This is a genomic window from Sphingobacterium sp. UBA2610, from assembly GCF_002339225.1.
GTDB classification, from domain to species: domain Bacteria; phylum Bacteroidota; class Bacteroidia; order Sphingobacteriales; family Sphingobacteriaceae; genus Sphingobacterium; species Sphingobacterium multivorum.
In genome coordinates this window covers 95969-108509 of sequence record NZ_DDKA01000033.1, presented here as the reverse complement: position 1 = coordinate 108509, position 12541 = coordinate 95969, and the positions used below count along the sequence as shown (strand labels likewise).

At 41.4% G+C, this 12541-nt stretch carries 7 protein-coding genes; 4 read left to right on the top strand and 3 right to left on the bottom strand.

Features of this window, described 5'->3' with window-relative positions:
• Positions 1 to 45: 45 nt before the first annotated feature.
• The 3 genes from B4Z47_RS22265 to B4Z47_RS22255 all read right to left on the bottom strand — a co-directional run bounded on the left by B4Z47_RS22265 (position 46) and on the right by B4Z47_RS22255 (position 4683).
• Entirely contained in the window at positions 46 to 636 is a 591-nt protein-coding gene (locus tag B4Z47_RS22265; RefSeq protein ID WP_286727915.1) for an RNA polymerase sigma factor, read from the bottom strand.
• A gap of 582 nt (positions 637 to 1218) precedes the next feature.
• A complete protein-coding gene (locus B4Z47_RS22260; RefSeq protein ID WP_236560140.1) occupies positions 1219 to 2820 on the bottom strand; it encodes a sulfatase in 1602 nt (533 codons plus the stop codon).
• A gap of 33 nt (positions 2821 to 2853) precedes the next feature.
• Positions 2854 to 4683, bottom strand: coding sequence for a right-handed parallel beta-helix repeat-containing protein (locus tag B4Z47_RS22255; protein ID WP_070567428.1), 1830 nt, complete (start codon positions 4681 to 4683; stop codon positions 2854 to 2856).
• A gap of 145 nt (positions 4684 to 4828) precedes the next feature.
• On the opposite strand from B4Z47_RS22255, the gene B4Z47_RS22250 reads away from it, so the two are divergent.
• The 4 genes from B4Z47_RS22250 to B4Z47_RS22235 all read left to right on the top strand — a co-directional run bounded on the left by B4Z47_RS22250 (position 4829) and on the right by B4Z47_RS22235 (position 12495).
• A complete protein-coding gene (locus B4Z47_RS22250) occupies positions 4829 to 4999 on the top strand; it encodes a hypothetical protein (RefSeq protein WP_158638917.1) in 171 nt (56 codons plus the stop codon).
• Positions 5000 to 5097: 98 nt separating this feature from the next.
• Positions 5098 to 7353 (top strand): GH92 family glycosyl hydrolase, encoded by a 2256-nt coding sequence (locus B4Z47_RS22245; protein WP_286727914.1) that lies wholly within the window; start codon positions 5098 to 5100, stop codon positions 7351 to 7353.
• 402 nt (positions 7354 to 7755) lie between these two features.
• A complete protein-coding gene (locus B4Z47_RS22240; protein ID WP_286727913.1) occupies positions 7756 to 10869 on the top strand; it encodes a SusC/RagA family TonB-linked outer membrane protein in 3114 nt (1037 codons plus the stop codon).
• A 9-nt stretch (positions 10870 to 10878) separates the two neighbouring features.
• Positions 10879 to 12495, top strand: a complete 1617-nt coding sequence (locus tag B4Z47_RS22235; RefSeq protein ID WP_115047539.1) for a RagB/SusD family nutrient uptake outer membrane protein — start codon at positions 10879 to 10881, stop codon at positions 12493 to 12495.
• Positions 12496 to 12541 lie beyond the last annotated feature (46 nt).

Below are 12541 nucleotides of genomic sequence, written 5' to 3'. Positions count from 1 at the left end.
AGGAAAAAATGTACTAGTCTAAATTGGTGTTTATTTGTAATTTGCTTATTTACAGCTGTATAAAATTAATAGTAGCGTCAAAAAATGTTGGATAACAAGTTTTTTTAATTTTTGAATTGATACTCCGAGGTGATTTTGAACTGTATTTTGGGAAGTTTCTGTCAAATCACTAATTTCTTTTGTGGTAAGTCCATCTAAGTATCTCATTTTAAAGATTTCTTTTCTTTTTTGTGGGAGATGGGCTACCCATTGTTCAATTAAAGATTTTAAATCCTTTTCGGCATACTGATCTCCTTCCAGAATTTCATAACTTCGATAAAGGTGATGATTTTCTTCGATAAGGATATTTCTGCGTTTGTTTTTCTTATAGGTTTCAAAGACTTTGTATTTCATGCATGCAATGAGGTAGGATTTCAGGTTGTGAATTTCTCTACTGAGACAGTGTTCCCAAAGTTCAATAAATACATCCTGAACAATCTCTTCACAGGAAGCCAAATCTTCGAGCCTTTTGTAAGATTCATCTAAAAGTAAAGACCAATATTTATCATACAGAATATTGAAAGCCTCTAAATCGCCTTCTCGAAGCTTAGCTAACAAGCTTGCATCATTATGAGCTGGATATTTATCGTTTTTCATGATATGATAGCGTGAAGTTGAATTCCTTGGGTTGGTAGGGTTTAGGAATGTAACTTTTTTTCAATATTACAGATTTTATTAAATAAGGTCAAGATCTGTAGGTATTTTTTATTTTTTGTGTTTAATCTTTTGAAATTCATTAAACATTTGACATCATCATTTGGGCTTATATTCATAAGAAATTGGTTTTTGAGCCGTAATTAACTCAAAATTAGGTTGAATAAAATTAAAATAGAATTCACTTTTAATTTTTCGAATAAATAGTCAAAAGTACATTTGTTTTTGGATGAGTACTGAAATTTATCTTGTTTTATGCTTGCAGAGCCATAAAAAATTCGGTTTTTATTGTCAAGGTTTAATAATATTTTAAATTAATAAAAGACCCCTAATGTTCATTAAATTAGAAATGCGTGAACTGATTGAATCTGCAAAAAAAGAAAAAAAAGGATAGTTGTCAGGATAGCAACAGATTTTGCTAAATCGTATCTTCGAAGGAGAGGATAAACCAGCGAAGCCCCGATATGTACTTTCGGGGCTTCGTTGTATCGGGGCTTCGCTGTATAAGTCATCAAAGCAGGCCCCTTAATCCATCGGCTTAATTTGATCAGGATAGGGGATCTGCTGTCCTGTAGCTTTGTAGGTCGGTAACTGAGCCTTCCACGTGCGGAGCATATCCGAAAGTAACTTGCTGAGCTCGCTGGTTTTTCCTTTCATTTTTGGGGCAAGATTGTTGAGCTCACCGATATCTTGCTGGAGGTTATAAAGTTCAAGCTTCCCATTTTTCATATCGTAAAGCAACTTATAATCACCTTGTCTTATTGCCGAGAAAAAGTTAATTCCAGGGCCGTCTGGCACGGTCCACTTGTTGGGAATATTCCATACCAATGGACGGCTGTTCCAATTGTCGGACCTATTGCCTTCCATTAATGGCAAAAGATTTTTTCCATCTGGTTTTTCCTGTACGAGCTGATAGTGATCTATTTTGGCTAAACTGAGAATCGTTGGAAAGAGATCTTCGACCATAACAGGGGTAGCATCTGTGCTTGCAGGGTGCTGTTTGGCCTGTTTGATCAACAGAGGAACCCGGATTCCACCTTCGTAAACCGACCCTTTCCCAGCTTTTAATGGCAGGTTCTGTGTATGGCTTGGTCCGGTGCGCATAGGGCTGAGGCTTAGTCCGCCATTGTCGCTAAGGAAAATAATGACGGTGTTATCGTATAGGTTTTTGTCTTTAAGAAATTGAACGATATCACCCATACTTTTGTCATAACCTTCGACCAGTGACGCATAAGCTGCTTCAGTGGAATCTAAGCCACGGTCGAGGTATTTTTGCACAAAACGTGGATCGGGTTGGATCGGGACATGCACCGCATAGTTTGAAAAATTAAGGAAAAAAGGCTCCTTACGGCGTATAGGCTCCTCCAGTGCCTTCAGCGCCTCCCGGGTTAAGGCTTCCGTTAGAAATGTGGATGTGCCATGATATTCCATAAGGTCGGGAACTGCCTGATAACCTGCTTTACCAGGAAGGTTTCCGTAATTCTGCTCGCCATAGTAGTTTTGTGGATGCCCAGCGGAGTGTCCTGCAATATTGACCATAAAACCCAAATTTAAAGGGCTGGCACCAGGTGTTCCGGCAGATCCCCAATGTGCTTTACCCACATGAATGGTATAGTAACCATTGGCCTTAAGGATGCTTGGAAATGGAGTAGCATATATCGTATGTGGTATTTTGGGTACAGGGCTTAGTCCGTTGATATTCCAATCCGGTGGATTCAACAATTCATCTTTGCTATCGGTCGGGGTGTCAGCTTTAGGATGGGTCCAATTGGTGACACGATGATGAGCAGCATTTAAACCGGTCAGAAAGCTCACCCGGGAAGGTGTGCACACCGGTGTCGCATACGCATTGGTAAATTTAATGGCTTCTTTGGCCAATGTTTCCAGATAGGGGGTATGAAACTTTTCGTTGATCGGTGTTTTGACCTTGTAAAATGGTTCGGACATGTCCTGCCAACCGAGGTCATCCACAAAAAACACGACAATATTGGGGCGTTCTGTTGTGGATACCGATTGGTGCTTCTGCTTAACTTTTGTTCGGTTGACAGTTTGCGCATGGCCTCCTACACACATACCCATGAATAACACCGCAAGGGTGAACGATGAATTGTTTTTGCGAAATAACATAGGGACAGTTTATAGTTTAAATATCGGGACTTGTTATTGATCCAATGTTTCTAAATCACTTTGTTTGCCATTTACCGTATTGTTTGAAATAATGCTATTTGCGACACGTTCAAAAAATAAGGGCTTTTTATTCCAATGAAATGCAGGATATTCCTTATTGGTCTTGATTTGATTGTTGCGAAAGACCAATCCATTGACTGATTTGGCGTAAAGAATAGGCTTATCGAAGGTTTCAAAGCGGTTGTCTTCGATGACGATATGGCTATGGAAGTATTTCTGCTGATTTTTTAAATCCGGAATTTCTGGATAGATCGATATAATCGCATTGGTAAATTGGAACATATTGGTCAAGGCATTGATAAACGTGTTTTTTCGGATGCGAATATCGTGGCAGCTGCCAGTTTCATACCAACCATTGGCATCGCCACACAGGAGAATAGCGGTACCTGAAGTATGATCAAACAGGTTGTTTTCTACCAGGGTCTTTTTTGGCGTACTGAATAAAGCTCCCCGGGCTCTATTGTGACGAATGGTATTGCCGCTAAATAGTACACCTGGAGTCCATGTGAGGTTTTCGATGCCAATATCCATTTTTGTTGGGTCAATAGCTGGATCCAAAGCAGTACTTAAGGTGATTTTGAATTCGCGGATTGGCTCTGAGGCTTTCTCGCGTAAAACGCTAATGGATTGGATCTTATTTTTCTGGTCCCAGAGTTCCATGGTGCTGGATCGGATAAATTGGACCGTATCCCCCTGGTAGCCCCAGTCAAATCCGTAGGATTGATCGTGCATATAACGACCGACCAATGTTTTGTCGTCTAGTCGTTTGGTGATCTTCAGGTAGGTGCCATGGATATTGATGGCATCATCCATCATATTTTCATACAGTCCATTCTTCGATACAATAACACCCTTGCAACCCGAAAAATGTGTTGCGTCGGCCTGAGCTGTAAAATAACGCGGATCCTGATCGCTGCGAAGTGCAATTCGGAAACCTTCCAATGTGATGTTGTCCGTTAATTGAGCTAGCAAACCCATGCCTTCGGCGTAATGGACGGCGATATTTTCAAGTCGTATATTTTTTCCTTTATGGACAAATACGCCCGGACTGGGACGAAATCCCGCGCGCATGGCAACGACGGTACCCGGTATAAGCTTGCTATTCTTCCATTGCTGCGCTTGAATAATACCCTGAGAGAGCTCTTTCACTTTGGTTGTGCCCACGCGGATATCGCTTGTATTATAGACTATCCGTTTGGTCTTTTCTTCAAAGGCAATCCCCGATGTCGGTCTCAGTTGCCAGCCTTCACCGGTATTGTAAAATATGCTGTCTTTGATCGTATAGGTTACCCAAGGTGCAGTTTGATAAGTAATTGTACCGTTGATTGTATCGTTTTGTAAAATCTTGACCTGGCAGATCTGAGGGCGCTCAAAATCGATGTGGATATTTTTCAACGTGAGGTTTTTATTCTCGATCAATGCGATAGGTAACATGCGTCCATGATAGATAAAGTCTGATCCTTGTCCATCAATTGTGATGTTGTCGCAATTTTCAAATGCCATACCTACGGTTTTGGGGTTGTCCTGATCGTGATTGGAGATGTAGTATTCGCGGGTTAGCGCCCCTTCTGGATGAAAGTCATAACGTCCCTTTTTGAATTTTAAAATAATAGGTTGTTTCTTGCCAATCTTGCTGAAGATGGATTGAATAGCTTTATTGACCAATGCCGTACTATTTGTGCCCGTGTTGGGAACAACACCATAGGTGGAAAGATCGATACTCTTCGTTGCGGACTGTGCAAGGCTGTCAAAATAAATAAATGGTAGGAGAAGGATAAGTAAATAAGGTTTTAGGATGTTCATGATGTCCTGCTATTGATAAATTGGTTTATATCGCACAAGTTCCCTATGGGATTGGCTTGTCGAATATAGGGATAATCGTTCAACATCCAAATTAAGTCGTAAAGCGTAGCGTTTTTTTTACGCACTACATCAATCAACATTTATCTTGCAGTTCAAAGGTAAATGGTATGCTTTTTACCATCACAGTGAATTGTCACAAAAAAATGGCGAATTCAACGATGGGCTTCATTCCATCTGCGTAGACCGCTTGGAGTACAACAAGGACGGCAGTATCAAGAAGGTAAAGCAGACTGATTTATTGACAGGTCCCAAATAATCGATGGGCGCGAAGACAATATGTTGCCAAAAAAAATTAACTTTAGGGGGCGGAACAACTGTTTCGCCCTTAAACCATCAAATACTTAATTGTTTAAAATGCTAACGAAGAATATCAAACGTAAAACCAATACATTGTTACGCACAATATGTTGTTGTTCTCTTCTTTCGGTCAATATGCTAAAAGGTTTTTCCCAGGCTAAAATGACGAAAGATTATGTTGACTATGTCAATCCTTATATGGGCAACATCAGCCATTTATTGGTGCCAATCTATCCAACAGTCCACTTGCCAAACAGCCTTTTGCGCGTTTATCCTGAGCGTGGAGACTATACGTCAGACCGTCTGTTCGGTCTGCCGCTTATCGTTACCAGCCATCGTGGAAAATCGGCATTCAATCTTAGTCCCATGGTGAAATTGCCAGGCAGTTTGAAACCGGTACAACTGTATAGTTACGATCAGGAGGAAATACATCCGTATGCCTATTCGGTGCTGTTGGATCAGGAGAATATTCAGGTAGACTATGCGCTGTCGCATCAGTCGGGGATGTATACCTTTACGTTTCAAACAACTTCTACAAAATATCTTCAGTTCAACTCGCAGGAAGGAAAACTTCAATGGGACGGACAGGGACTTTCGGGTACACAGGATATTGGTAATGGAACGCATGTGTATATTTATGCTATTCCCGAATCCAAGCCTGTTGCGGTAAAGCGACTGCAAGGCCAACAACTTGAAAATGCAACAGAAGCTGTTGGTAAGAATTCGTGTATGGTATTGGAGTTCAATCAGGCAGGGACTAGCTTGCGCATGAAATATGGTGTTTCATTTATCGATGTCGCACAGGCAAAAGCCAATTTAAAGCGTGAAATCAGCGACTTTGATCAAAAGAAGCTGGCTGAAAAAGGCCGTAAAATATGGAACGACGCTTTAGGTAAAATTGCCGTGGAAGGCGACAATGAGTCCAATAAACATGTGTTTTATACCTCCTTATACCGCACCTACGAAAGGCCAGTCAATATTTCTGAGGATGGCCGTTATTATAGTGCGTTCGACGGTAAGGTCCATCAGGACGAGGGCAAACCTTTTTTTACCGATGACTGGATCTGGGACTCCTACCGGGCACATCATCCATTGCGGGTACTGTTAGAGCCTGGCACAGAATCCTTGATCCTCAATTCTTTTGTCCGGATGTCTGAACAGATGGAGCAGCCTTGGTTACCTACTTTCCCTGAGATTACGGGTGATAGTAGACGGATGAATTCCAATCATGGTGTAGCAACTTTGTTGGATGCTTACCGCAAAGGAGTACGTAATTTTGACATCAAGAAAGCCTATCTGGCAGCAAAAGGTGCGATTACAGAAAAGACGCTAGCTCCTTGGTCGGGAAAAGCCGCGGGGAAATTAGACGAATTTTTTAAGGAGAAAGGCTATATTCCAGCATTATATCCAGGTGAGAAAGAAACGATACCAGAAGTAAACGGTTTTGAACGGAGACAGCCTGTCGCTGTAACCTTGGGTACCTCTTACGACTTATGGTGCTTGGCACAGCTTGCTCAAGAATTGGGTAACCAGGCTGACTATGATCTCTTTATGAAGCAATCTTTCAATTATAGAAATCTTTTCAACGAACAGACCAAATTTTTCCATCCCAAAGATGACAAAGGAAATTTTATCATGCCTTTTGATTATGTGTTTTCTGGCGGACAGGGAGCACGGGAGTATTATGGTGAAAACAATGCGTGGATATATCGTTGGGATGTACAGCACAACATTCCGGATCTGATCAAATTGATGGGGGGAAATGAATTGTTTGTCAAATACCTTGATGAGATGTTTCAGCAACCTTTGGGTCGGTCGAAATTTGATTTTTATGCGCAGCTTCCCGATCATACAGGTAATGTTGGACAATTTTCCATGGCGAACGAGCCGGCTTTGCATATTCCTTATCTCTACAATTACGCCGGACAACCTTGGATGACACAGAAACGGATACATAAACTGATCGGTGAGTGGTTTAGAAACGATCTTATGGGGGTACCGGGCGATGAAGACGGTGGAGGGATGTCAGCTTTTGTGGTCTTTTCCCAAATGGGCTTCTATCCTGTAACACCAGGTCTGACTTCCTACAGCATCGGCTCTCCATTTTTCCAGAAAGTGAGCATGCAGCTTCCTAATGGCAAGTCTTTTGTAATTATCGGCAAGAATGCATCTGCAAAAAACAAATACATTCAATCGGCGAAATTAAATGGGCAGCCGCTGAACGTTCCACAGCTGACCCATGCCGACGTGCTGAAAGGTGGCACATTGGAATTTGTGATGGGGAATAGAGCAAATCGAAATTGGGGAAACTAACATAGCTTGCTTACCAGCATAATCACGCCAGAAAGTAAAAAAGTAAAAAGCGCTGTTGATCATCGATCCACAGCGCTTTTGTTATAGATAGTTGTTTTCCATTAGCTATTTACAATTAACCCAATTAATAGTCCATTAATAAAGTATTAATGGAACATATAAGTATTTGTTTTTAATATAACAACAGCGTTTCAGCTTGGATGCAGCCGGTTGCATTGTTTTTTATACTAAAAAAGTGACAAAGTGAATTTCAATAAATAAAAGACAATCGATTGCGTTATTTGCGCAATCGATTTCGTGACACCATTGTTTTGTTCCCATAAAATATCCCTCTAATTTAACGTACTGAACCAGTCACTCTAATACTAAACTGACAGACTCAATTTTACTAACTATTTAATTATGATTTCAAAATTTACAAGTAACCAAAAGGTAAGCCTGCTTGCTATTGCTCTTCTTGTTGCGTCTTCGCAAAATTTGTGGGCCGAAGAAATGCCGATTGCATTTAAACATACAGCAAAAGAGGCCGCTCAGAACCAAGTTACCGGGAAAGTAACCGCAGAAGATGGTCCTCTTGCGGCTGCGACTGTTTCGGTCAAAGGGACATCGGTATCGACATCGACAGATGCAAAGGGAACATTTGCAATTCGAGCTAAAGCGGGAGATATTTTGCTTGTTAGCAGCGTTGGCTACAAAACCAAAGAAGTGACAGTTACAGGAACGACCCTATCAATTCAGCTGGAAAGTAATAATGAGGCTTTGGAGGAAGTGGTCGTTGTGGGATTCGCTAAACAAAAGAAAGTAAATCTAACTGGTGCTGTACAGGCGATCACGTCAAAGGATCTACAGGACCGTCCCGTTACAAATGTATCCTCAGCGATCCAGGGTAAATTTTCGGGTGTAACAATTACTCAAAATTCAGGACAGCCCGGTAAAGACAACGGTACGATCCGAATCCGTGGCCTAGGTACTATCAATAATGCAAATCCGCTTGTTATTGTCGATGGAATAGAAAGCTCGATGAATAACATCAACCCCAACGATATTGAAAGTGTTTCGGTACTGAAGGATGGACCTAGTGCAGCAATTTATGGATCTAAGGCTGCAAACGGCGTTATCTTGATTACGACGAAAAAGGGCGGTAGTGGCAAGCCGCAATTGAATTATACAGGCTATGCCGGTATTCAGGATCCAACACGTCTACCGGAATATATGAACTCTTATGACCATGCTGTCATCTTAAACGAGGCTCTTAAAAATGAAGGGAAGATGCAGCGTTTCTCCCAGCAGGATCTAGAACTTTTCAAAAATGGATCTGATCCGGACGGTCATCCCAATACAGATTGGTTAGGGTTGTTGTATAAAGGGTCAGGTTTCCAGCAATCGCATAATTTGCAGGTTACAGGAGGAACAGAAGATGTGCAGTATATGGCTTCCGGAGGCTATCTAGGGCAGAAAGGTGTTATTAAAGTAGCGAGTTCGGACCGGTATAATTTACGCACAAATGTGGGGGCAAAAGTGTCTTCCAGACTTCGATTTGATTTAGGGCTGGCGTATAACTATCAACGTATTACCGAACCCGTAAACCCTTATACAGGTGACATGGCACAGATCTTTAGACAGGTAAATCGTATTCCTAGTTTTATTCCATACAAATATAGCAATGGTGTGTATGGTCGTGGTAGCGACGGTAACCCAATCGCTTGGATGGATCTGGAGGCAAAGGACAATATGATCAATAAACATACGCAGGTCAATTTCTCCGGTGAATTTAAGATTATGGATGGATTGAAGATCAAACAAGTTGTTGGCTTTCAACCGATCGACAATATGTCTTCCAAATTCGTCAAAGACATCCAATACTATGCACCGAACGGTGATTTGGGACCTAAGCAAGGGGTGAATAATCTGACTGTTTACAACTTTCAATCTGAACGATTGACTTTTCAAACCTTGTTGACCTATGACAAAAAGATTGCTGACCATCAGATCAATGTTTTAGGTGGTTTTATGGATGAAACATTCCGTGCGGATTACTCCAGTGCTTATGCACAAGGTTTCTTAAATAATGATTTTTCAGAACTGAATTTGGGCAGCAAAGACGGAATGAAAGTCGATGGGGGAGCCAAAAAGCTAATATTACGCTCTTTCTTCGGTCGTATCAATTATGCATTTGCGGATAAGTACCTATTGGAAGCCAATGTGAGACGTGATGGAACATCGCGATTCTTGGGAAGCAATCGTTGGAGTACATTCCCGTCTTTCTCAGCAGGATGGCGTATTTCTCAAGAAGATTTCTTTAAAGAATCCTCGTTGTCTGATGTAATCTCAGAATTGAAATTAAGGGGCGGTTGGGGTAAACTAGGAAACCAACAATTAGCGGCAACATCAGACAATTCATATCCTTCTTCAGACGCTTATTATCCAGGCTTATTTACCATTTCTCCTGGTTATAACTATTCTTTTGGTGGTGAGATCAGTTCCGGTGGAGCCATCGTAGAATCGGCAAACCCAATATTAAAATGGGAGTCAACGACAAGCACCAACATTGGTTTGGACCTGAACTTCAAAAATAATCTAGGCTTTGTATTTGAATACTTTGACCGTAAAACTGATGGGGTATTGTTAAAACTGCCTGTATCGAACTTATATGGTCTTCCAGCACCTTACCAAAATGCAGGGAAAGTACAAAATAATGGGGTAGAGCTACAAGTAAATTATCAAAATAGTATCGGAGATTTCAAATATAGCATTGCCGCAAACGGTTCTTATATCAACAACCAGATTAAAAAATGGGCGAGCGACGAACCACAGGTCAATGGAACTTTCTATATCTATGAGCAGGGCCGACCAATCCGTTCGTTTTATGGCTACGAAACAGCAGGAATCTATCGTTCGGATGAAGAATATAAAAACAGTGGCATTCAAGGCGTAAATGGAACTGTAGGTGCTGGTGATATTATCTATAAAGATCAGAATGGCGATAAAAAAATCGATGGAAATGACCGTGTATATCTAGGTTCGCCTGATCCGAAATTCATCTTTGGTCTGACGTCCAATATGAGTTATAAAAACTTTGATCTGAGCCTATTCTTCCAAGGGGCCGCTAAAGTACAGGGCTATCTTTGGGGTGAAGCCATTGGCGGGATCTCGGGATCTGATAAACCGACAACCATTTTTGCAGATCGTTTCAATGCAGAGACCAATCCAAATGGATCGATGCCGAGGGCATTGACCAGTTGGTCACAAAATAGTCCTTCAGGCACTCCTTCCGATTTTTGGATACAGAATGCAAGTTATGTCCGCTTGAAGAACATTACCTTCGGTTATACCTTACCAAAAACGTTTACGGATAGAATCGGTATTAAAGGGGCTAAGGTATACTATAGTGGGCAAAACCTCTTGACTTTTACTGGTTTTGCTAAAGGATTTGATCCGGAGGCTCCAGCGGATTCTAGAGGTAATTACTACCCACAAGTGAAAACAAATGTGTTTGGTCTTAACGTAAACTTTTAATTGAAAATCATGAAACTTAGAAATATAACGATTGCATTGAGCGTAGCCACCTTATTGTTCTCTTGTCAAAAACTCGATCAGGAACCGTTGGATGCATATAATGCCGATAATTTTTGGAAAACGGAAGCAGAAACCGATTTTGCTGTAACAGGTTTGTACAGCGGTACAAGGGGAAGCGACGGTAAGCTGGCCGAAGGATCTGCTTGGGAAGACGGTACACAGATCTTTTACATGGACTGTACTTCGGATAACTCCAATAGTGATTTCCCTTGGGAAGGATTCCAAGCTTTGGGAAATGGGACGGCAACACCGACAAACTCTGGAAACGCAGAGGCACGCTATACGTACGAGCATATCCGTCGTGCTAATTATATCCTTGAAAATATTGAAAAATCGCCGGTTAATGCTGAAAAAAAGAAACGGCTGACCGCTGAGGTACGCGTCATACGCGCATATAAGTATTTTGATATGGCGACCTTATTTGGGGGAGTACCTATCATTACGAAAACTTTGACCACAGAAAATTCGTTCGTGCCTGCAAATACGCAAAAAGAAGTATTGGAATTTGTGGAAAAAGAATTGAAAGAAGCTGCAGCAGATTTGTCGTTTGCTAAGGGAGGCGGGCGGATGTCAAAAGGTGCCGCCCTTGGTTTGTTGGCTCGCTGTTATGCTTTTGAAAAGAAATATCAGGATGTCATCAATACAACACAGGAGATCATCTCTTCGGCTAATTATAAATTATTCGATGATTATGCAACCCTATTTGAAGAGGCAAATGAAAACAACAGTGAGGTTATGATGAATATCGAATATTTGGTAAATGTTCAAGGATACACTTCACTCGGTATTATGCTGCCTAATTCGATGGGAGGATGGGGGTCTATTGTACCAACACAGAGCTTGGTAGATGCTTACGAAACTGCCGATGGACAGACTATTGATGAGTCGAAATCTTATGACCCTGCCAATCCCTATGAAAAAAGAGATCCACGCCTGAGTGCAACAATTGTTTATCCAGGAGCACTGTACAATGGTAAATATTTCGATCCATTAAATCCGAAATCGGAAGATTATCCATCTGGTCCAGATAATGCATCTAGCACAGCTTACAACTATAAGAAATATATCCAAAATCCGAGCAGTTATGCGAACATTTGGAACGTGGGTACCAACATTATTGTGATGCGTTATGCCGAAATGCTTTTGTTAAATGCGGAAGCAAAGATTGAATTGGGGATCATTGATAATAGCGTATATGACAATATCGATCTGGTTCGTCTACGCGCAAAGATGCCAAAAGTAGATAAAGCAGTTTACAGTGGTCAGAGCAAACTGCGTGAGTTGGTTCGTCGCGAGCTGCGTGTAGAATTCGCAGGAGAAGGACGCCGTCGCTTTGATATTATTCGTTGGGGAATAGCCAAAGATGTGATGAACGGTCCTGTCAATGGCGCGCTGTCAAAAGGTGCGGTGGATCCTAAAACAGGCAAGGTTACTTACACGTCGCTAACGGACCGTTTTTTCTCTGAAAATAGAACGTTCAAAGCTGGAAAAAATGAATTGTGGCCAATTCCGCAAGCTGTAATCGATAACAGTAAAGGAACGTTGAAACAAAATGTAGGGTATTAATTTTCTCCTGCTATATTTTTTACGAAGCAAGCAAGCAAGCAAGCAA

Excerpts from the sequence above, each read along its gene's own strand:
- B4Z47_RS22265 (WP_286727915.1), bottom strand. The coding sequence starts at position 636 with ATGAAAAACGATAAATATCCAGCTCATAATGATGCAAGCTTGTTAGCT.
- B4Z47_RS22260 (WP_236560140.1), bottom strand. The coding sequence starts at position 2,820 with ATGTTATTTCGCAAAAACAATTCATCGTTCACCCTTGCGGTGTTATTC.
- B4Z47_RS22255 (WP_070567428.1), bottom strand. The coding sequence starts at position 4,683 with ATGAACATCCTAAAACCTTATTTACTTATCCTTCTCCTACCATTTATT.
- B4Z47_RS22245 (WP_286727914.1), top strand. The coding sequence starts at position 5,098 with ATGCTAACGAAGAATATCAAACGTAAAACCAATACATTGTTACGCACA.
- B4Z47_RS22240 (WP_286727913.1), top strand. The coding sequence starts at position 7,756 with ATGATTTCAAAATTTACAAGTAACCAAAAGGTAAGCCTGCTTGCTATT.
- B4Z47_RS22235 (WP_115047539.1), top strand. The coding sequence starts at position 10,879 with ATGAAACTTAGAAATATAACGATTGCATTGAGCGTAGCCACCTTATTG.